General features: G+C 47.2%; 21 protein-coding genes and 4 tRNA genes. 19 read left to right on the plus strand and 6 right to left on the minus strand.

Annotation, left to right across the window (positions count from 1 at the left end; all coding sequences use genetic code 11):
* Nucleotides 1–19 precede the first annotated feature (19 nt).
* From EJL91_RS18975 to EJL91_RS18990, 4 genes are all read left to right on the plus strand, one after another.
* Nucleotides 20–907 (plus strand): hypothetical protein, encoded by an 888-nt coding sequence (locus EJL91_RS18975; protein WP_125143531.1) that lies wholly within the window; start codon nt 20–22, stop codon nt 905–907.
* A gap of 11 nt (nt 908–918) precedes the next feature.
* Complete coding sequence (locus EJL91_RS18980; RefSeq protein ID WP_125143532.1) at nt 919–1470, plus strand: hypothetical protein; 552 nt, start codon at nt 919–921, stop codon at nt 1468–1470.
* Nucleotides 1471–1687: 217 nt separating this feature from the next.
* Nucleotides 1688–1870, plus strand: a complete 183-nt coding sequence (locus EJL91_RS18985) for a type II toxin-antitoxin system HicA family toxin (RefSeq protein WP_125143533.1) — start codon at nt 1688–1690, stop codon at nt 1868–1870.
* Between the two features lie 38 nt (nt 1871–1908).
* Nucleotides 1909–2313 (plus strand): type II toxin-antitoxin system HicB family antitoxin, encoded by a 405-nt coding sequence (locus EJL91_RS18990; protein WP_125143534.1) that lies wholly within the window; start codon nt 1909–1911, stop codon nt 2311–2313.
* Nucleotides 2314–3009: 696 nt separating this feature from the next.
* Here EJL91_RS18990 and EJL91_RS18995 read toward each other — a convergent pair.
* Both EJL91_RS18995 and EJL91_RS19000 read right to left on the minus strand, forming a co-directional pair.
* Nucleotides 3010–3083 (minus strand) — tRNA-Met (locus EJL91_RS18995).
* A 15-nt stretch (nt 3084–3098) separates the two neighbouring features.
* A tRNA-Val gene (locus tag EJL91_RS19000) sits at nt 3099–3171 on the minus strand.
* Between the two features lie 263 nt (nt 3172–3434).
* On the opposite strand from EJL91_RS19000, the gene EJL91_RS19005 reads away from it, so the two are divergent.
* From EJL91_RS19005 to EJL91_RS19075, 15 genes are all read left to right on the plus strand, one after another.
* The gene (locus EJL91_RS19005) at nt 3435–4358 is read left to right on the plus strand and encodes a diacylglycerol/lipid kinase family protein (RefSeq protein ID WP_125143535.1); all 924 of its coding nucleotides are present in this window, start codon (nt 3435–3437) and stop codon (nt 4356–4358) included.
* 47 nt (nt 4359–4405) lie between these two features.
* Nucleotides 4406–4966, plus strand: coding sequence for a 2-C-methyl-D-erythritol 2,4-cyclodiphosphate synthase (gene ispF, locus EJL91_RS19010; protein ID WP_125143662.1), 561 nt, complete (start codon nt 4406–4408; stop codon nt 4964–4966).
* 219 nt (nt 4967–5185) lie between these two features.
* Nucleotides 5186–6589 (plus strand): cysteine--tRNA ligase, encoded by a 1404-nt coding sequence (cysS, locus tag EJL91_RS19015; RefSeq protein ID WP_125143536.1) that lies wholly within the window; start codon nt 5186–5188, stop codon nt 6587–6589.
* Nucleotides 6574–7065: a Mini-ribonuclease 3 gene (locus EJL91_RS19020; protein ID WP_125143537.1), complete on the plus strand. Its 492-nt coding sequence runs from the start codon at nt 6574–6576 to the stop codon at nt 7063–7065. Before cysS ends, EJL91_RS19020 begins: the two co-directional genes overlap by 16 nt.
* Nucleotides 7052–7858, plus strand: coding sequence for a 23S rRNA (guanosine(2251)-2'-O)-methyltransferase RlmB (gene rlmB, locus EJL91_RS19025; protein WP_243125478.1), 807 nt, complete (start codon nt 7052–7054; stop codon nt 7856–7858). Before EJL91_RS19020 ends, rlmB begins: the two co-directional genes overlap by 14 nt.
* Nucleotides 7859–7931: 73 nt before the next feature.
* Nucleotides 7932–8489: an SOS response-associated peptidase family protein gene (locus EJL91_RS19030; protein ID WP_125143538.1), complete on the plus strand. Its 558-nt coding sequence runs from the start codon at nt 7932–7934 to the stop codon at nt 8487–8489.
* Between the two features lie 417 nt (nt 8490–8906).
* Entirely contained in the window at nt 8907–9749 is an 843-nt protein-coding gene (locus EJL91_RS19035; protein ID WP_125143539.1) for a MurR/RpiR family transcriptional regulator, read from the plus strand.
* Between the two features lie 19 nt (nt 9750–9768).
* Nucleotides 9769–10473, plus strand: coding sequence for a ribulose-phosphate 3-epimerase (locus EJL91_RS19040; RefSeq protein ID WP_125143664.1), 705 nt, complete (start codon nt 9769–9771; stop codon nt 10471–10473).
* A 60-nt stretch (nt 10474–10533) separates the two neighbouring features.
* Entirely contained in the window at nt 10534–12072 is a 1539-nt protein-coding gene (gene xylB, locus EJL91_RS19045) for a xylulokinase (protein ID WP_125143540.1), read from the plus strand.
* Between the two features lie 188 nt (nt 12073–12260).
* Nucleotides 12261–13295, plus strand: coding sequence for a substrate-binding domain-containing protein (locus tag EJL91_RS19050; protein WP_125143541.1), 1035 nt, complete (start codon nt 12261–12263; stop codon nt 13293–13295).
* Nucleotides 13296–13391: 96 nt separating this feature from the next.
* Nucleotides 13392–14897, plus strand: a complete 1506-nt coding sequence (locus EJL91_RS19055; protein WP_341467034.1) for a sugar ABC transporter ATP-binding protein — start codon at nt 13392–13394, stop codon at nt 14895–14897.
* A gap of 18 nt (nt 14898–14915) precedes the next feature.
* Nucleotides 14916–15905: an ABC transporter permease gene (locus tag EJL91_RS19060; RefSeq protein ID WP_125143542.1), complete on the plus strand. Its 990-nt coding sequence runs from the start codon at nt 14916–14918 to the stop codon at nt 15903–15905.
* Between the two features lie 56 nt (nt 15906–15961).
* Nucleotides 15962–16513: a 6-phospho-3-hexuloisomerase gene (hxlB, locus tag EJL91_RS19065; protein WP_125143543.1), complete on the plus strand. Its 552-nt coding sequence runs from the start codon at nt 15962–15964 to the stop codon at nt 16511–16513.
* Nucleotides 16514–16571: 58 nt separating this feature from the next.
* Nucleotides 16572–17408, plus strand: coding sequence for a sugar phosphate isomerase/epimerase family protein (locus EJL91_RS19070; protein ID WP_125143544.1), 837 nt, complete (start codon nt 16572–16574; stop codon nt 17406–17408).
* 312 nt (nt 17409–17720) lie between these two features.
* Nucleotides 17721–18527 carry a hypothetical protein gene (locus tag EJL91_RS19075; protein ID WP_125143545.1) on the plus strand — a complete coding sequence of 269 codons (807 nt, stop codon included), beginning with the start codon at nt 17721–17723 and terminating at the stop codon, nt 18525–18527.
* 75 nt (nt 18528–18602) lie between these two features.
* On the opposite strand, the gene EJL91_RS19080 is transcribed toward EJL91_RS19075, so the two are convergent.
* The 4 genes from EJL91_RS19080 to EJL91_RS24670 all read right to left on the minus strand — a co-directional run bounded on the left by EJL91_RS19080 (nt 18603) and on the right by EJL91_RS24670 (nt 19772).
* Nucleotides 18603–18675: transfer RNA gene (locus EJL91_RS19080), tRNA-Thr, on the minus strand.
* Between the two features lie 238 nt (nt 18676–18913).
* Nucleotides 18914–19168, minus strand: a complete 255-nt coding sequence (locus EJL91_RS19085; protein ID WP_125143546.1) for a hypothetical protein — start codon at nt 19166–19168, stop codon at nt 18914–18916.
* Nucleotides 19169–19322: 154 nt separating this feature from the next.
* Nucleotides 19323–19395 (minus strand) — tRNA-Ala (locus tag EJL91_RS19090).
* Between the two features lie 224 nt (nt 19396–19619).
* Nucleotides 19620–19772 (minus strand): hypothetical protein, encoded by a 153-nt coding sequence (locus EJL91_RS24670; protein WP_164516890.1) that lies wholly within the window; start codon nt 19770–19772, stop codon nt 19620–19622.
* Nucleotides 19773–19876: the final 104 nt, after the last annotated feature.

Below are 19876 nucleotides of genomic sequence, written 5' to 3' on the forward strand. Positions count from 1 at the left end.
TGTCGATTGGGAGGGCGCTATGCAGAGGACTATATATGCATACGATATAAGTATTAATCCACAAAGAGGGAAAAATACAAAGGTGTTGGAAAACTATGAAAAAGATTTTATGATTGTGTTACAGCGACTTTGCCGTCGAAAAAAGCAAAATAAAATAATAAAATATGAGAAAGATAGAAAAATTTTATATCTTGATTCAATATCACATAATGAAAGCTCACATACAATTAAAATGAAGTTTATTTCTGCCAAATATGGTGTGGTTAGAAATGTGATGAATACTATAACGTGTATTGAGCGCGGGCGATTAAAACAAAAACCAGATGGAGATTTAGAAAAGAATCATTTGATAATTAAATTTGAAGAAAATAATCAGGCCGTTATGTTATACGAATATAATAAAGACGGGATAGGGTTTCCAAAACTTATCGATTATATAAATGAGAAAATAAAAGAGATACACGAGAAGAAAAAAGACTTTATTTATTATCATCTGACATATAAATCCATTGTCTCTAGCGATTTTCTGAAATCATTAGAAAAGTTGAAAAGAGTAAAAGCAGTTACTCTTACAATAGATCAGGATGAAATCGGAGTTTCTGAAACAAAGAGCTTTGCAGGGAGGAATGATATTTCTGAAGATATAGATATTGTATTAAAACCAGCGGCAAGAGGGCTAGCTATTAGAGGAAATACTGTTAAAGAATTTTATAAAATGTATAATGATAAAAGTATGCCTATAAAAAGAATAACAGTAAAAGGGGATCGGGACACAAAAGATCCTTTAACTTTCGACACCGAAAAGATGAAAGAAAAATATCCAATAGATGTAATAGAAGAATCGACAGGTGAGGTAAATACAGAAGACCTTTTTAATGAAATGGGGAAGCTGTGTCAGTATTTTTAAGGAGAATCTATATGCATAATCTGTATGAAATTATAGATCCTATAAAAGATTTTTATAGCATGCGACATAAGCAACAGACGGAAATTGTGGCGTATATTTTATTGCCTTTTATTGTAGGGATTATATTTTTGATTTTCGATAATATATTTTATACGAGAAGAATGTTTTGCTTGGACGATTTTGTCTTAGATTTATTAAATCAATTAATTACCATGCTCGTTCTGTTTATAAGTTTTAGCATGGCATATTTGTCTATGATAATCACTAGTAGTAGTAAAAATATTGAAAATCTTAAAGGCACATTTTCTAAAAAGTATGTTTTAAAAAAAACCAAAGATTATTGTAGTTTGTATCAAGTTATTGTATGTGAAATTACATATATGTTGGTTTTTGATATAATATTTTTGCTCATGATTTTTTTTGAAAAATTTTACATATATTTAGCAAGCGATGGAAGCATTAAACTAATAATTTCAATTAATATTACATTATTAGTTCATGTATTATTAGTAATGCTAGTATCAGTTAAAGACATATATTATTCATTTTGGCGTTCAGTTTAGTGTGAATTAGCAGAATATTATTCATTTTGGCGTTCAGTTTAGTGTGAATTAGCAGAGCCACCCACCCGTGGCTCTTTTTCTGTATTCAAGGCCAATCTATTCCTACTTGAAAAATAGAATCTGTATCGTTTCTTCATATCCTTACACGTATAGTATGTATGAATGTGTTGACAATACGTGCTACACGTGCTATCATATAATCAGAAGGAGGAAAGAGATGAGATTCAGAGAAGTAGAGAAAATGATTTTACAAGATGGCTGGTATGAAGTAAAACAAGTTGGATCTCATCATCAATATAAACATCCAACAAAGACCGGAAAGGTTACGATACCAGAACATAAAGGGAAGGATATAAATTCCACAGTTGTAAAATCGATACTTAAGCAGGCGGGGCTGTAAAGCCCCAATTGCCTGAATGAAAAACAGGAGGTGATAGAGTGAAATTAGTTTATCCAGCGGTATTTACTCCGTATGAAGATGAAAGCGGCGGTTATGTGGTGGAATTCCCAGATCTGCCTGGTTGCGTAACTGGTGGTGATAATATGGCTGAAGCAATCTTTATGGCAGAAGATGCCGCCAGTGGCTGGGTACTTACAGAACTGGAAGATGGACAGCAGGCTCCTAAGGCTTCCGAATTTTCGGCTGTATCCGTGGAACCTGGTCAGTTTGTAAATATGGTTGCGCTTGATATGGATGCATATGCTGCAAAATACGGAAAAAAGGCAGTCAAGAAGACGCTGACCATTCCAGCATGGCTTAACACTTATGCAGAAGAACACAATATCAGCTGCTCAGCTGTTTTGCAGGAAACACTCAGTAAGATGGCACAGTCATCAATATAAAATGAAGAATCTCATTTCGGCGCTCAGTTATCTGGGCGCTTCCCTTATGATGTTAAAGTGTCAGGTTGTTTTTCTGTAGAGCATCCCACCAATGGCAGGTAGAACAATAGTTGGGTCTATGGCCGGGGCGGTTGCTACCGGCCTTATTTATATCATGGCCCAGTATGCCAAGTGAGGTGTTCGCTGCCGACGGACACATGCTGACAGGTTGTCAGAAGTGGAACGGGACTGTGGTGGGACCGGACGAGCCGGGAGATTGGTATTTTCTGGACAATACGGCTGGAGGGCCGTTGGAGGGCGCAGCATGGCACGAGAGAGCTGAGGGCGCTGGTGCCTGGGAGATATGGGAAGTAAAATAGTTACAAAATTAGCCCATTATCCGTTTGCTGGTTATAGGGGAAAAAACCATGCCTGCGTTATAATTAAAGAGGGCGACGCCCGGAGACACGATTCTCCACTGGCCTCGCCCCATATCCTATTACTCCATTGGCCCCGGACCCTCAACCGGGGCCTCTTCTTTCAGCTCTTCAACAATTTTTCGCAGCTCTTCCCGTATTTCCTCTCGGCAATGGGTTCTTTTTGGAGGGGATATGGAACAGAAAATAAAAAATGATTCTATTCCATAAATTCATTTTCAACGAGAATCGAGAAAAATAAAAAACCCTTGCAAATATAGTATTTACAAGGGTTTCTAAGTAGCGGAAGGGAGATTTGAACTCTCGACACCACGGGTATGAACCGTGTGCTCTAGCCAACTGAGCTATTCCGCCATATTTTGTTTTCAATGGGGCCTATAGGGCTCGAACCTATGACCCTCTGCTTGTAAGGCAGATGCTCTCCCAGCTGAGCTAAGACCCCATTTGCATGTCCCTCAATCGCGACTGCTTAGATAGTATAATATTTATTGTTCCAATTGTCAATACTTTTTTGACAATATTTTATAGAAATTTTCTTCTCTTTTTACTATGAAGTATGCTATAATTAAAAACAGTGAATAAAACAGAGGTTTTGCGGTCTTCTGCCTGCCGGCGGCCGCTTTAAAATGTTACGGTTCATAGCCCTGCAGTATTCGGCAGTTCTGCGAATAGTAACATAAAATATACAGAACAACGGAGGCTGTGATGTATTATTTTATTATAAATCCCCACTCCAGGAGTGGATACGGTTATAAAGTCTGGAAGAGAATTGAAAAACTGCTGAAGCTGGAATGCGTGGAATACAAGGCATTTCTGACGGAGAGGCCGGGACAGGCGGCCGAGTTTGCCGATCAGCTTACGAAGGGGTGCAGGGAACCCAAGATCATTGTGGTTGTTGGAGGGGACGGTACGGTTAATGAAGTGCTGGACGGACTTTCTTTTTGCAATACGATTACGCTTGGGTATATTCCGACCGGTTCCGGCAATGATCTTGCCAGGAGCCTGAAACTTCCGCACTCCCCGAGAAAATGTTTAAAGAAGGTTCTCCATCCCAAATATCATAAACTTATGGACTACGGCGTTGTCACCTACGGAGATGATGTAGTGAAACACCGCAGATTTGCCGTGAGCGCCGGAATCGGCCTGGATGCGGCTGTCTGTCATAATCTTCTTTATTCAAGAGTAACACCACTGCTCAACCGGATTCATCTTCTGAAGATGAACTATATTCTTGTCGGAATCAAACAATACCTGATGGCCAGGCCTGCGAAGGGCTATATTGTGCTGGACGGAAACAAGAGAGTGGAATTTAATTATATCTATTTTATATCTGCGCATATCCATCCTTTTGAGGGGAGCGGATTCAAGTTTGCGCCCAAAGCGGACTGCAGTGACGGCAGACTGGAGATTTGCGCGGTCAGCCATTCTTCGAAGATGCAGGTGCTGTCGATACTCTGGCGTTCTCTGTTAAAACGTTCCCATAATAAGGGACTCAGAACTTACCAGTGCAGGGAAGTCCAGATTCACACGGACAGGCCGATGGCGGTTCATGTGGATGGGGAGAGCTGTCTGTACCAGAGCGACCTGCATGTGCGCTGTATTGAGCGGAAGGTCAGGATCATTGTATAAGGAAGTAAACAAAATGACGAAACTGAATGACAGAAAGGATAGACAATATGAGAATCGGACAGGGATATGATGTCCATAGACTGACGGAGGGCCGGGATTTGATCCTCGGCGGCGTAAAAATACCGTATGAGAAAGGTCTGCTGGGCCATTCCGACGCCGATGTACTGGTGCATGCGGTGATGGACGCTCTTTTAGGAGCGGCTGCGCTTGGAGATATCGGAGAACATTTTCCCGATACGGACCCTGCCTACAAAGGAATATCCAGTATTGAGCTGTTAAAGCACGTGGGAAAGCTGCTGGAGGAGAACTGTTATATTATAGAGAATATCGATGCGACAATCATTGCCCAGAAGCCGAAGCTTCTGGCCTACCGTCCGCAGATGATGGAGAATATCGCCGAGGCTCTCGGCATTGAGAAGAGCCGTGTCAATGTCAAAGCGACGACGGAGGAGGGCCTTGGGTTCACCGGAAGCGGAGAGGGAATTTCATCCCAGGCAATTACCCTGTTGACGACGGTAGATAATTACTGCTATGATAGGGAAATGATGCAGGGCTCCGGCTGCGGAGGCTGCTCCGGCTGTTCGGCCGCCAGGCTGAAAGAGGATTAAATCAGGAGAAGAAGAATAAACCGGAAAAAGAAGAATAAACCGGAAAAAGAAGAATAAACCGGAAAAAGAAGAATATACCGGAAAAAGAAGAATCAATCGCACAAAGAAGAATCAATCGCACAAAGAAGAACCAATCAAAAAGAAAAGTATATTAAAGAAGGTAAGTTAATAAAAAGGAAATTCAATCATAACGATAAGAAATAACAGGAGAAGCAAAGTATGAAAATTTTCAACACTCTGTCCAGAAAAAAGGAAGAATTTGTCCCCCTGGAAGAAGGCAAGGTTAAGATGTATGTATGCGGGCCAACCGTATACAATTTTATTCATATCGGCAACGCAAGGCCGATGATTGTATTTGACACGGTAAGACGTTATTTTGAGTACAAGGGATATGAAGTGAATTATGTATCCAATTTTACCGATGTGGATGACAAGATTATTAAAAAGGCAATCGAAGAGGGCGTGGACGCCGACACCATTTCCAAGAGATATATCGAAGAGTGCAAGAAAGATATGGCGATGATGAACGTGAAACCGGCCACCACCCATCCGCTGGCAACAGAGGAGATCTGCGGCATGCTCGACATGATTCAGGATCTGATCGACAAGGGCCATGCCTACACGGGCAAAGACGGCACGGTATACTTCCGTACCAAGTCATTTGACGGCTATGGAAAGCTGTCCCATAAGAATCTGGAAGATCTCCAGTCGGGTTTCCGCGAGATCAAGGTGACGGGAGAGGAAGATAAGGAAGATCCGACCGACTTCGTGCTCTGGAAACCGAAGAAAGACGGGGAGCCGTACTGGGAGTCACCGTGGTGCAACGGCCGTCCGGGCTGGCACATCGAGTGCTCCGTTATGTCCAAGAAATATCTGGGCGATTCCATCGACATCCATGCGGGCGGAGAGGATCTGATTTTCCCGCACCATGAGAACGAGATTGCACAGAGTGAGGCATCCAACGGCACGAATTTTGCAAAATACTGGATGCACAATGCATTTTTAAACATTGACAACAGGAAGATGTCGAAGTCCCTCGGCAATTTCTTTACTGTCAGGGAAATCAGTGAGAAGTATGACCTTCAGGTTCTGCGTTTCTTTATGCTGAGCGCCCACTACAGAAGCCCGCTCAACTTCAGCGCCGAGTTGATGGAAGCTTCCAAGAACGGCCTTGAGAGAATCCTCACGGCGGTAGAGAAGCTGAATGACGGACTGAAGACGGCAGAAGGCGTTATGACGGACGCTGAGAAAGAGAATGTAAACGCTGCGAAGGAATACGTTCAGAAGTTTGAAGACGCCATGGACGACGATTTCAACACGGCCGACGCGATTTCCGCCATTTTCGAGCTGGTGAAATTCAGCAATACGACGGGTGCCGGAGCGTCTGAGGAATATTTAACCTGGATGAAGGAAACTATCGAGAAGCTCTGTGACGTACTCGGAATCATTACGGAGAAGAAAGAAGAAATCCTGGACAGCGAGATTGAGGATATGATTGCGCAGAGACAGCAGGCCAGAAAAGACAAGAACTTTGCTCTGGCAGACGAGATCCGCGGAAAACTTCTGGACATGGGAATTGTCCTGGAAGACACAAGAGAGGGCGTCAAATGGAAACGTGCCTGAACTGTTTTAAAGAAGCGCTGAAATTAAAAGAAGTAGAGGCCAGGGAATATTCTCCCCTGGCCTTGGCATATCTGGGGGATGCCGTTTATGAGCTGGCAATCCGCACCTTTGTCATGAATCATGGCAACACCCAGGTAAACAAGATGCATAAGAGGACGGCAGGCCTCGTCAAGGCGGAGGCCCAGGCCAATTTCTACAAGGTTTTGGAGGAAGAGCTGACCGAGGAGGAAAAGGCCGTATACAGAAGAGGCAGAAACGCCAAATCGGTGACAATGGCAAAGCATGCCACAATGAAAGACTACAGGATGGCAACCGGATTTGAGGCCCTGATGGGATATCTCTACCTGACGGAACAGATGGGGAGGATGGCTGAACTTCTGGGCCACGGCCTTTCAAAGTTGGGCGAGATTGAGGCGGACGGCGGACCGGAAGCGCTGAATGGGCAGGAGGAAAGTAAAACGGATGAAACAGAATGACACCAGCGCCTGCAAAGCCGGAGATACCGGAAACGATGCAGGTGAAGACAATGTAAGATTTGAAGAACTGACAATAGAGGGGCGCAATGCGGTGCTGGAGGCGTTCCGTTCGGGAAAGACGATAGACAAGCTTTTTGTGCTTGATGGCTGCCAGGACGGCCCGGTGAAGACCATCACCAGGGAAGCCAGAAAACAGGATACGATTATCAATTACGTTGCGAAAGAGAGACTGGATCAGCTCTCCGATACCGGGAAACACCAGGGCGTGATTGCTTATGCCGCCGCATACAAATACGCGGAAATAGAGGACATGTTTAAACTGGCTGAGGAGAAGGGAGAACCGCCGTTTCTCTTTATTCTGGACGGAATCGAGGATCCGCACAATCTCGGCGCCATCATCAGGACCGCCAACCAGGCGGGGGCACACGGGGTAATTATACCGAAAAGACGGGCCGTTGGACTCACTTCCACGGTGGCAAAGACGTCGGCCGGTGCGATCAATTATACGCCAGTTGCCAAGGTGACGAATATTTCTGCCACCATTGAGGAGCTGAAGGAAAAGGGACTCTGGTTTGTCTGTGCCGATATGGGCGGAGAGGTGATGTACCGCCTGAACCTGAAAGGGCCGATTGGACTGGTAATTGGAGGCGAGGGAGACGGCGTCAGCCGCCTGGTGAAGGAAAAATGCGATATGGTGGCCTCTATCCCGATGAAGGGCGATATCGATTCACTGAATGCCTCGGTGGCGGCCGGTGTTCTTGCCTATGAGATAGTAAGGCAGAGGATGAATTAGGGCCTTACTGTCTGCAGAACTGCGGTTTTGCAGGGCTGTGAATAGTAACCATTCAGGACATACGGAAGAGATTATGTGCAGCAGATATTTTACGGAAGATGAGACGTCCGGAATCCGGACGGATGTGCGTCCCTGCGACGAAGCGGCGGTGCTGGTTTCGGAGAGGGGCAAAACAATTGTGAGAAGGAAGATGTACTGGGGTTTTCATCCTGCAGTCAGCGAGGGCAGGGGAAACGGACAGACGGTTTATAACGCGCGTGTGGAAACTGCGCCGGAAAAGATGATGTTCCGGGACTGCATGGCAAGGCGCCGCGTGGCGGTACCGGCCGGCGGCTTTTACGAGTGGAACCGTGCGGGTGAAAAAGCAGTTTTCGAGGCCGCGGCGGGAAAAGAACTGTATTTTGCAGGATGTTACCGGTTTGAGGGCGCCGAACCTCATTTTGTGATTTTGACAACGGAACCCAACGAATCAGTGAGGAAAATCCATGACAGGATGCCGCTGATTCTGAAACAGGAACAGCTTGAAAGCTGGCTGTCGGATGGGGAAGATTACCGGGAACTGCTGAAACAGACGCCCGGGGAGCTGAAAAGCACCATGGACTATGAACAGCAGACATTTGAATTTATCTGAGATGATATGTCACTACAGGCTGTGCCGTCAATAAATAAAAAAGAATGTAATAAAAAAGAGTGTAATAAAAAAGAGTGAAAACCGTTATTTTTCGGTTTCAACTCTTTTTTATTACACTCTTTTTTATTTGGGAACCGGACAAACGGCCATAAAACAACGATAGAGTGACATATCGTTGTTTTCAAATGCTAAAAATAAAAATGAAGTATTTACTATTTTTAGAAACTTCAAATTGAAGTGCGAAAAAGGAAAAACAACATAAAATTGACCAAAAATTGTGCAGATCTGACAATGAAAGGTGGGATAAATCTGCTATACTAGATAAAAAAAACATACTATATTTACTTCAGTTTTTGCAATTACTATAATAGTTATAAGAAAAACTTCATTTGCAAAATCTGATTATGGAGGAAAAACATGAATGAATTGTTGGTGAAAATCAGATTTTTAATTCCGTCCCTGCCGAGGGCGGAGAAAGCTTTTGCACAGGCGCTGGTAGAAAATCCGGATGCCATCACACATCTTACGCTGGCCCAGATAGCCGCGGAGTCTAACAGCAGTGAGGCATCGGTTATCCGTTTCTGTAAGAGGATGGGATATCACGGATACATGGATCTGAAGGATGCTTTTATCCTTGCCATGGCGGACGGAAGTGAAGTTCACGAGGAGGAAATCGAGGAATCGGATGACATTTCCGTAATATTAAAAAAGGTTTTCCAGAGCAATGTACAGACGCTGCAGAACACCATGGTTCTGGCAAATGAAGGCTATACGGACGCCTTAAATGCAATTATAGGGGCAAGGTCCATTCACTTTTTTGGAGTGGGAGACGCCTATGCGGCCTGCCAGTTTGCATTTATGAAGTTCTGCCGGCTTGGAATTCCCTGTTCCGCCCACAGCGACGTCATGCTGCAGTACACGATTGCGGACAACCTGGGGCCAGGGGATGTGGCTTTGGCTGTTTCCTATGAGGGCCGTTCAAGAAATGTGGTGCAGGCCATGAAAATCGCCAAAAAGAGAGGGGCGACCACCATCAGCATCACGAAGATGAACAAGTCCCCGCTTTTAAAATATACTGATATCAGCCTTTTCATCTCGGTCAGTGATTTGACAATCGGAAGGGATAAGGCGACCCGGAGGGTGGCGGATCAGTTCATCTTGGACGTCCTTTATCTGGGTTACATCACCAAGACGAAAAAAGACTATTCGAAGTGCCTGAAACGCACGCAGGCCGCCATCGATTGCAATAAAATTATGTAGGAGAATGAAAGTGAATGAAATGTATCAATTAGCCCCATCGGTCTATGCGGCCGACTATCTTCATCTGCAACAGCAGATGGCCGTCATGAAGCGGGCCGGAATCAGGCAGTTGCATATTGACATTATGGATGGGATTTTTGTTCCGAACCTGTCCTTTGGCCCCGATTTTGTGGCCGCGATCAGGGAGGCCACGGATTTCTTTCTGGATGTCCATCTGATGATTGAGGAACCGCTGCGGTTTGTGCGGGCGTTCAGTGAGGCGGGGGCCGATGGAATCACGGTTCACTGGGAGGCGTGCGGGAATCTGGGAAGAACGTTGGAGGCCGTCCGCAGCCTGGGCAGACAGGCCGGTATCGCACTGAATCCGGGGACACAGATTGAAACGCTGACGGGCAGGGCGGTGGATCCGATAATATGGGAACTGGCGGATCGGCTGCAGCTTATGACGGTGGCCCCCGGATTAAAAGGACAGACCTTTCTGAATGATTCAGCCGGAAGAATTACACAGGCCCGGCGTTTGTTAAGGAAAATCGGACGGGAGATTCCGATTGAGGTGGACGGCGACATCACTCCGGCTAACCTGGGCAGAGTGCTGGAAGCGGGAGCTGGGATTATTGTAGCCGGAAAAGGACTGTTTTCCGGCAGTCTGGAAATGAATATCGGCGCTTACAGAGCAATTATGGAGAGGGAAATGAAACAGAGAACGGCGGAGAAGGCAGTGTAATATTTTTGCCGGCGCGCAAGGAATGAAAACACAGCCGATCAACCGGGGAGGCGGTAAAGAATGGAGTACGTGATAGGAATTGATATAGGAACAAGCGCTACAAAGACACTTCTGATGGATTCGGACGGAGAGATTACGGCCCAGGCATCCAGGGAATATCCCCTGTACCAGCCCGGCAACGGATGGGCGGAACAGGAGCCGGAGGACTGGAGCCGAGCGGTTCTTGAAACGCTGAAAGAGGTGACGGAGAAATCGGGAGTGGGGGAGGAAGAAATTAAGGGAATTGGATTTTCCGGTCAGATGCATGGCCTCGTCATGCTGGACGGGGCAGGAAAACCGCTGCGGCGATCTATTATATGGTGTGATCAGAGGTCGTCCGCCCAGGTGGAGGAGATGCTCGGACTCATGCCTCTTGAAAAATGGATGGAGATTACGGCCAATCCCCCGATTGCTGCATGGACGGCGGCCAAAATTCTCTGGGTGAAGGAAAATGAACCGGAGCTGTATAGGAAATGCCGCCACATTCTGCTGCCGAAGGACTATATCCGCTACATTCTTACGGGTGAGTTCGCAACGGACGTATCGGACGCATCCGGTATGCAGCTTCTGGATGTTAAAAACAGGCGCTGGTCACAGGAGGTTTTAAAAACGCTGGACATTGATCCGGCGCTGCTGGGAAAAGTATATGAATCCCAGGAAGTGACCGGAACCCTGCTGCCGGAGATAGCAAAGAAATGCGGTCTGGCACCTGGCGTAAAGGTTGTGGCCGGAGCCGCGGATAATGCCGCGGCCGCAGTCGGAACCGGGGTGGTTCTGGATAAAGAGGCATTTACAACGATCGGAACGTCGGCTATTGTGTATACGCATCTGGATCATTTTACAAGGATACCGGACGGCGGGCTCCACGTCTGCTGCTGTGCCGTGCCGGGAGGGTATTTTACCATGGGAGGCCCCCAGGCGGCCGGACTTTCGCTGGAATGGTTCAAAGATGCCTTCTGCCGGGACATGGAAGAGGAGGCCGAACGGGCGGGAACGGATATCTATACTTTAATCAACGAGGCGGCCGCCGGAATCGAGCCGGGGAGCGGGAGGCTGATTTACCTGCCTTATCTGATGGGAGAACGGACGCCCCATATGAATCCGAAGTGCAGGGGCGCATTTGTAGGGTTGAATACGATACACGGAAAGGCGCATATGCTCCGCGCAATTATGGAGGGAATCACCTATTCCCTGGCAGACTGCAATAATATTCTGAAGGGACTGGGAAACACGGTGACGTCCATGAGAGTCTGCGGCGGCGGCTGCAAAAGCCGTGTATGGAGGCAGATTATGGCCGATTTATATGAATGTGAAATACGTACCCTGAAACAGGAGGAAGGACCTGCTTACGGTGCGGCGATACTGGCCGGGGTGGGAGCCGGAGTCTTTGATAACGTGGTGGATACCTGCAGGAAATTAATCAGCACCAGCCTGGCGGAGACACCGATTCCCCGGGAAGTGAGACGGTACAGAAATTATCACAGATTGTACGACAGGCTGTATGAGGATATGAAAACGGATTTCGGCCTTCTGTACGATTTGGAGAATCTCGAGGAGTAAGGGAAAATGGGGACGACATGAGAACCGGGGAACGGCGGAAGAACCGGGAACAACATGAGAACCGGGGAACGGAAGAAGGATCGGGGAACAACAGAATAACCGGGGAACAACAGGAAATAGTTTGCCGCGGAAGCGGTGTTAACTATAAAAAAGGCAAAATGTGCCGAAAAAAAGTGGAGGAAAATACTATGAAGAAAAAAATCGTGGCAGCACTCACAATCGCGGTAGCAGCATCAGCTTTATTCGGCTGCTCAAACGCAGCATCCGAGACGAAAGCGCCGGAAACGACTGCTCCGGCAGCTGAGGCCGCAGCGCCTGCAGAGACAGCGGAAGAAAAAGCGGAGGAAGCGAAAGACAGCGCGGCCGAGGGCGGAAAGACATTCGGCGTCACCTACTGGATCGAGTCGGATTTCTTTAAGACAGTGGCGGATTCCATCACGCAGGCGGCGGAGGCCGACGGAAATAAGACCGTTGTCGTGGATGCGCAGCAGGACAGTACAAAGCAGATCCAGATTATCGAAGACTTTATCGCACAGGATGTATCGGCAGTATTCTTAAACCCGGTTGACAGAGACGCCGTTGCACCGGCTCTCCAGAAATTAAAGGAAGCCGGAATTCCGGTCATCAACTTTGACTCTTCCGTTGCAAACCTGGAACTGGTAGACGCTTATGTGGCGACCGACAACATTCAGGCCGGAGAACTCTGCGGAGAATCCATGATTAAAGATTTCCCTGACGGCGGAAAGATCGCAATCCTCAATTACCCGGCAAACAGCGCCTGCCTGGATCGTGAGGAAGGTTTCATGAAGACAATCGAAGGCAAAGGTTTTGAAGTAGTTGCAACTTTTGACGCGGAAGGCACAGTAGAAAAAGGCCAGAACATCACAAGCGATATTTTACAGGCTCATCCCGACATCGTGGCTATTTTCTCCATCAATGATCAGGCCGGCATGGGAGCGTATGCAGCATGCACGACATCCGGCGCAGACGTTGCGATTTACGGTGTGGACGGCGCTCCGGAAGCAAAGCAGGTCATTGCAAAAGAGGGAAGTATCTACAAAATGACGGCAGCCCAGTCCCCGATTAAAATCGGAACAAACTGCTATGAAGTTGCAAAGACAATTTTAGGCGGCCAGAAACCGGAACAGTTCCAGATTGACGTTCCTGCATTTACGATTGACAGCAGCAATATCAAGGATTACTTAAATGCCGGCTGGCAGTAAACAGAAGTAACGGCGTTTTTAGTGGGCGGCATGCGACTTGCCGCCCACTTTTTGAAGACAGGCCTTTTGAGGGAGAACCATAGGAAACGGGAAGATATGAAGGAGCAAAATATGGAACAGTTGCTTAAAATGGATGGAATTACGAAATCCTTTTCTGATGTAAAGGTACTGGAGGACGTCAGGCTGGAGCTGCGTTCGGGGGAGGTTCACGCGCTTCTCGGCGAGAACGGCGCGGGCAAGTCCACACTGATTAAAATCCTGGGAGGGGCTTACAGCAGAGACGGCGGTGAGATATATGTGGACGGTAAAAAGGTGGAAATTACCAATGTAGACAGTGCGAAAAAACACGGTATCCGGGTGATTCACCAGGAATTGATGCTGATCCCGTATATGACAATCGCCGAAAACATATTTCTTGGCCAGGAACCAAAGACGAAGTTGGGAACAGTTGACACCGCGAAAATGAATGCGGATGCGGCCGCATTTTTAAGCGCCCTGGAGCTTAAGCTGGAACCGTCTCAGATAGTGGGGAAACTGAACATAGCGCAGCAGCAGATGGTCGAGATCATCAGGGCAATCTCATTTGGGGCAAAGATTATTGTCATGGATGAACCGACCTCCTCCCTCACGGACACGGAGGTGGATGTGCTCTTTGAGGCGGTGAAAAAGCTGAAGGAAAAGGGCGTGGGAATTATTTACATCAGCCACAGGATGTCGGAGTTAGATGTGATTGCGGACCGCATCACGGTGATGAGGGACGGAAAGTACATTGACACGGTGGTGACGAAAGAGACTTCCCACGATAAGCTGGTAAGCCTGATGGTCGGAAGGACGCTCGGGGATTTGTACGAAAAACATAACCATTCGACCGGTGAAATTGTGCTGAGGACCAGGCATCTGGCATCGGGAAAGGAGGTAAGGGACGTTTCCTTTGATTTACACAAGGGGGAGGTGCTGGGATTCTCCGGACTGGTCGGTTCGGGGCGGTCGGAGGCTATGGCCTGTATCTTCGGCCTGAGAAAAAAGGACGGAGGCGTCATCGATCTGGATGGAAAAGAGACCAAAATACATAGTGTAAAGGACGCAATGGATCACGGAATAGGCCTCGTGCCGGAGGATAGGAAAAAAGAGGGAATTTACCCGGTGCAGGGAATCCGGTTTAATGCAACGCTGGAGGTGATGGGTGAATTTCTAAAAGGCGGGCGCTACGACAGGAAAAAAGAGCTGGAACTCACTAAGAGATATGTCGATGACATCATGCAGACAAAATATGCGGGAGTGGAGCAGGCGATCGGGCGCCTGAGCGGCGGAAACCAGCAGAAGGTGATCATCAGCCGGTGGCTGCTGGTGACGAAGAAGATTCTGATTCTGGACGAACCCACCAGAGGAATTGACGTAAAAACAAAATCGGACATTTATCATCTGATCGACAAATTGACGGCAGACGGTCTGTCCATCATTTTTATCTCCTCCGAGATGCCGGAATTAATCAACATGTGCGACCGGATCGTGGTTATGAACCAGGGGCGCACCACCGGAATACTGAATCGTGAGGAATTTACCCAGGAAAGAATTATGGAATTATCGACAAAAGAAATCTAAGGGGAAAGAAGTGAAATTATGAAAAATAAATTTGGACAGTCGGTTGTCAACACGGTTAAAATGAATTTCGGAATTTTAATGGGCCTGTTTATCCTGTGTCTGGGCCTTACCTTTATGACAGATAAATTTGCTACGGTTACCAACTTTTTTAATGTGGTCCGCCAGATTACCATCAATTTGTATCTGGCCTGCGGTATGACGTTTGTCATCCTGCTCGGCGGGATCGATCTGTCCGTCGGTTCGGTGATTGCGGTCACAGGCTGTGTCAGTGCGGGAATGATTACCTGGCTGGGACTTCCCGTTCCGGTGGGAATCGTGATCGGCCTATTCTTTGGAACGCTGATTGGGGGCCTGAACGGAATTATTGTTTCCCGCACAACGATCCCTGCCTTTATTGTGACTCTGGCTACCATGAACATCGGCAGGGGTATTGCCAGAATCTATACCCACGCCCAGACGATCGCCGTGCTCGACGATTCCTATACTTTCTGGGGAATGGGCAGTATCTTCGGGCTGCCTATCCAGCTCTACCTGATTATTGCAGTTGTGATTGTCTCCTCCTTTATACTCAACCGCACCAGGCTGGGACGCCATATCTACGCCACCGGGGGTAATAGGATGGCGGCGGAATATTCCGGTATTAATGTAAAATGGGTTACATTTTTTGTGTTTGCCTTCAGCGGATTTCTGGCGGCGCTGGCCGGAGTCCTGACTGTAGGAAGAACATTTACGGCCACGATGATCATGGGTGACGGCGCCGAGATGGATGCCATCGCAGCCGTTGTTCTCGGCGGCACCAGCATGAGTGGTGGAAAAGGAAGCATTTCCGGCACCGTGATCGGCGTCATTGTCATTGGAATCCTGAAGAACGGCATGAACCTGCTGGGAATCGATTCTTCCTGGCAGTACGTGGTGCAGGGTATCGTAATCCTGATTGCCGTCTATATTGATTACATTAAATCCGGCGGTTCCCTTCAGGCTCTGGTCAGGTCACTGAAGCGAAATTAATGTTCCGCCGCACCGGAGCGGCGGCAAAAGATGATAAAGACAGGGGACAGATGGATATGAAAAGTAAGACAGTTGTAGAAAAGGTTTTGGAGGAGCTTTGCCAGTGCATTGAGAGTGTTCCGCTGGAAACCCTGTGCAGGCTGGCCGGGAAATTTGAAAGGGAAAATCGGATTTTCTGTGACGGAGCGGGCCGGAGCCGGCTCCAGGCGGAAGGATTTGCCATGAGGCTGACGCAGATGGGATTTCAGTCGAGCGTGGTTGGGGAACCCACAACACCCGCCCTGACGGGGGGAGATGTTCTTCTCATCCTCAGCGGTTCAGGAGAGACGCCTATGCTGATAGAACACGCTTCGAAAGCCAGGGAAATCGGAGCCGTGATTATCCTGGTGACAACCAGAGGGGATTCCACGCTCGGGAAACTGAGCGATGAAACCGTTCTTTTAAAAGCATCCGCCAAGAACAGGAAGTCCGGTGATTCCATACAGCCCATGGGGAGTCTTTTTGAACAGAGCGCCGGCATTCTCTGTGATATTATGGTTCTGCTTTTGATGGAGCGGTATCAGATAAGCAGTGAAGAAATGTACAGGAACCATAGCAATCTGGAGTAGCAGGGGAGAAGAGAGCAGAGAAAGACCGGACAAGGATAAGCGGAGGATGGGGTAAGCGATGAAAGATAAGAAAATTAAGCTGGGAGCGGTTGCCTGGGGACTTCCCGGAGGAGGCCTCTATGCAGCGAGGACTGCCAAAGAAGCAGGGCTTGATGGAATCCAGTTGGAACTAGGCAGCTATGAGGCAGGATATCCCCTGTCACAGAGAGAAGTGATGGAAGGATATCTGGAGGACCGGGAGCGTTATGGGATTGAATATCCGGCGCTTGTGTTAAACGACGTGATGGTCCATGAATTTATCCACGGCAGGAATACGCAAAACGGAGCGATTGCATATGATCAGATTGCTCTGGGAATTGAAACAGCCGGACAGCTTGGGATTGATCGGATTATGATACCGAACTTTCTTGAAAACCTGATCCGCAGTGAAGAACATACGGAGAATACGAAAGAGGCGCTGCGTTATGCCTGCCGCGCCGCCGCTCCGAAAGGAATCCTGATTCTGACGGAAAATGCACTGGACTCAGAAGCCCAGATACGGATGATGGAGGATCTGAACGAGCCAAACCTGAAAGTTCATTTTGATACGCAGAACTTCAAATTTAATTTTGATATGGATCAGTGTGAACAGCTCCGGGTACTGTATCCGTGGATGGACAGCGTGCTCCATGCGAAGGACGGGATAGAGAATCCGGGGGATCGGCTGCTGGGACAGGGAAATACCGACTTCTTCGACCAGATGCGGTATCTGAGGCAGAAGGGCTTTGAGGGATGGATTGTCACGGAGAATTATTATAACCTGATGCCTCTCCGCGCCGAAGCGCCAAAGAACCGGCAGATGGAGCTGCTCAGGAGAGATATGGAAACAATACGAAGATGCTTTGAGAAGTATTAGCAGGTTGGACAGAATAATGACGCTGCATATACTGATTAAAAAGCAGGGTACGAAGAAACAGGTATCCTGCTTTTTTGTACTGTTTTCGCAGGCACGGTAGTTTTTATGTGGGACGCCGGTATTGGTGCATGAAATACAGAAGCAGAAACGGATTCTTCCAGAAATAGAAAGTCCGGCAGGGACTGGTTTTACGGCAGAAATCGTTGTAAGATGAATAAAAGAGAAAGCAAAGGGGGCAGGAGGTAAAAAAGGAAAGCAGGGAAAGGCAAGGAAACGCAGGAGATAGAAAAGGAAAAGACAGGAGGGGGATCAATGTCAAAGAATAAGGCAGCGAAAGCATTAAAAGCGAAAAAATTCCAAACAGGTGAAATCCGAGCGGGCAAAATTCAAGCGGACGAAATCCAAACAGACAAAATCCCAAAAGACAAAATCCAGGCCGGCAAGATCCGAACAGAAGAAACCCGAATGAACATACCCCATGCGAAAGTATCCCGGGCCGGGGAAGTCCCAATGGAGCAGGCAGGCTATGGGATTCTGGAGGAATATAAAACTCTGCGGGATGAGATTCAAAGCTATATCGATGCGTCAAACCAGATATACATGTTCATTTTTACCGCGGTAAGCGCCATCTATCTGCTGGCATACTATAATCATGATGCCAGTTTCTACATGATTACCTTTTTGGTCTTGCTGTTGACAAAATGCCGTCTGATTTTTTACCATGAAAGCCTGATTCGGATTGGAGAATATATCGGAAGCTGTATAGAGCCGAAGGTACCGGGGCTGAACTGGGAAACAAAAACGCGCGGGTTAGAATATGAAGTGACCGAAAAGTCGGTTAGTTATTTATTGGCGGAATTACATTACTTTTCGTATACGATTATGTCTTTGGTGACGGTTGTCATTTTATGGGAGAGCGGAGAATGGAGAGAATACGAAAAATGCAGCAGGTTTATGATGTGGGGAGCTATTGGCATTACAACGCTGATTATTATAATTCTCGATTTCGGGATGCGTTTTCGGACTTTCAGGGTGAGGGAAAACTATAGGAAGAAGTGGGAAGAAAGGCATGATAAGACAGAGGAACCGAACGCAGTGGAACCTGAGACAGGACGTTAAGAAATCATCGGCGGGGGTGCTCAAAGCGATTCCAAACATCAAAAAAACCCTTGAAAAATTCAAGGGTTTTAATCGAGCTGCTGACGGGAATCGGACCCGTGACCTCCGCACTACCAATGCGACGCTCTACCGACTGAGCCACAGCAGCATCTGACGTTTAAGCCTTGACTAGTGTACCACGGGACGACGGTTTTGTCAACTATCTTATCCGCCTCTGAAAGAAAAATATTAGAGGAAAATATAGCCGTAGGAGGATGAAAGCTGCAATGCCTATCCGGACACGTTTGAACAGGCGGAGCCCCACAACATCCCGCCGGATCTGTCTCTGTTGAAAAACATGCCGATGAATAAATATGCTTTCTGGAACTGGCGTAAAGTTGAGATGCCTACACAAATGTAATATTGGTTGTATAGGCTTCGCCGCCAATCGGCTGATGCATATCGATAATGGCAAAGTGAGAGGAAAGATTTTCTTTTAAAGGCTCGGCAATCGCTGCAAAGCGGTAATTTGTGCCGTTGACTACCTGTTTGGCTACGGCCAGCGGCTGATAAAAATAATCCTCGTGTTTTCCAGTTGCGTTATAGAAAATAAAAGAATCATATGGGGTAAGATAGGACTGGAAAGTCCAGCTTCCGGGCATAACGGTACCTCGATAATATGGTTAATACATTATATGCATGAGAGCCGGGGAAGGAAACGAAAAATGACGGCAGCAGAACAAAAGAAAAGGGACCTCTGTAAAGAATTATTTAGGCGGATGAAAAAGTACGCGGAGCGTTCTTTCTATTGTTTAATGGAGACAACGGGATTCGAACCCGCGGTCTCTGCGTTGCGAACGCAGCGCTCTCCCAGCTGAGCTATGTCCCCATGAGCTCAATTATATCACAGACAAAAAAGAATTCAATATATACATCAAAAAAATCAGAAAAAAACAAATTTTCTTTTCATCCGGGAATTGGGACGATGTCTTCCAATGCTGCGGATTTTGGCCAGTGTCAGAGGCGGGCACGGCAAAAACCGGTTCCCAGGAGCTGAAAGTCATTGGAAACCGGCTTTTTCTTTGTAATGGCGAGTCTTGTTTGTCTGTGTACCTAATTTCCTCCAGGACCGTCCTTACGTGGACGCTCCGATTCAGGAAGCGGTTCGGTGGAAACCGGAAGTTCATCCGGAACCTCATACGTTGCGTTGGAAGATTTGGGCATGTCTATCTCAGGGATATTGCCGTCGTCATATAAATTTCTCAATGCATTCACCATCCTTTCCATCTGAAAACATTTTTTCTGATGTTCTTCATAGTATCTGCGAATGCGGAAAAACTATTCGGACACGGTGAAATGGCGCTGATTTC

Source organism: Clostridium transplantifaecale (genome assembly GCF_900626075.1).
Classification (GTDB): Bacteria; Bacillota; Clostridia; order Lachnospirales; family Lachnospiraceae; genus Otoolea; species Otoolea transplantifaecalis.

Bases quoted from the DNA above. Each gene is read 5' to 3' on its own strand.
- EJL91_RS19085 (WP_125143546.1), bottom strand. From the start codon at position 19,168: ATGCCCGGAAGCTGGACTTTCCAGTCCTATCTTACCCCATATGATTCT.
- EJL91_RS18985 (WP_125143533.1), top strand. From the start codon at position 1,688: ATGAGATTCAGAGAAGTAGAGAAAATGATTTTACAAGATGGCTGGTAT.
- EJL91_RS19020 (WP_125143537.1), top strand. From the start codon at position 6,574: ATGGAAACGTGCCTGAACTGTTTTAAAGAAGCGCTGAAATTAAAAGAA.
- rlmB (WP_243125478.1), top strand. From the start codon at position 7,052: ATGAAACAGAATGACACCAGCGCCTGCAAAGCCGGAGATACCGGAAAC.
- EJL91_RS19070 (WP_125143544.1), top strand. From the start codon at position 16,572: ATGAAAGATAAGAAAATTAAGCTGGGAGCGGTTGCCTGGGGACTTCCC.
- EJL91_RS19055 (WP_341467034.1), top strand. From the start codon at position 13,392: ATGAAGGAGCAAAATATGGAACAGTTGCTTAAAATGGATGGAATTACG.
- EJL91_RS18975 (WP_125143531.1), top strand. From the start codon at position 20: ATGCAGAGGACTATATATGCATACGATATAAGTATTAATCCACAAAGA.
- cysS (WP_125143536.1), top strand. From the start codon at position 5,186: ATGAAAATTTTCAACACTCTGTCCAGAAAAAAGGAAGAATTTGTCCCC.
- xylB (WP_125143540.1), top strand. From the start codon at position 10,534: ATGGAGTACGTGATAGGAATTGATATAGGAACAAGCGCTACAAAGACA.
- EJL91_RS19060 (WP_125143542.1), top strand. From the start codon at position 14,916: ATGAAAAATAAATTTGGACAGTCGGTTGTCAACACGGTTAAAATGAAT.
- EJL91_RS19035 (WP_125143539.1), top strand. From the start codon at position 8,907: ATGAATGAATTGTTGGTGAAAATCAGATTTTTAATTCCGTCCCTGCCG.
- EJL91_RS19050 (WP_125143541.1), top strand. From the start codon at position 12,261: ATGAAGAAAAAAATCGTGGCAGCACTCACAATCGCGGTAGCAGCATCA.
- EJL91_RS19030 (WP_125143538.1), top strand. From the start codon at position 7,932: ATGTGCAGCAGATATTTTACGGAAGATGAGACGTCCGGAATCCGGACG.
- EJL91_RS19005 (WP_125143535.1), top strand. From the start codon at position 3,435: ATGTATTATTTTATTATAAATCCCCACTCCAGGAGTGGATACGGTTAT.
- ispF (WP_125143662.1), top strand. From the start codon at position 4,406: ATGAGAATCGGACAGGGATATGATGTCCATAGACTGACGGAGGGCCGG.
- hxlB (WP_125143543.1), top strand. From the start codon at position 15,962: ATGAAAAGTAAGACAGTTGTAGAAAAGGTTTTGGAGGAGCTTTGCCAG.
- EJL91_RS19040 (WP_125143664.1), top strand. From the start codon at position 9,769: ATGTATCAATTAGCCCCATCGGTCTATGCGGCCGACTATCTTCATCTG.
- EJL91_RS18980 (WP_125143532.1), top strand. From the start codon at position 919: ATGCATAATCTGTATGAAATTATAGATCCTATAAAAGATTTTTATAGC.
- EJL91_RS19075 (WP_125143545.1), top strand. From the start codon at position 17,721: ATGTCAAAGAATAAGGCAGCGAAAGCATTAAAAGCGAAAAAATTCCAA.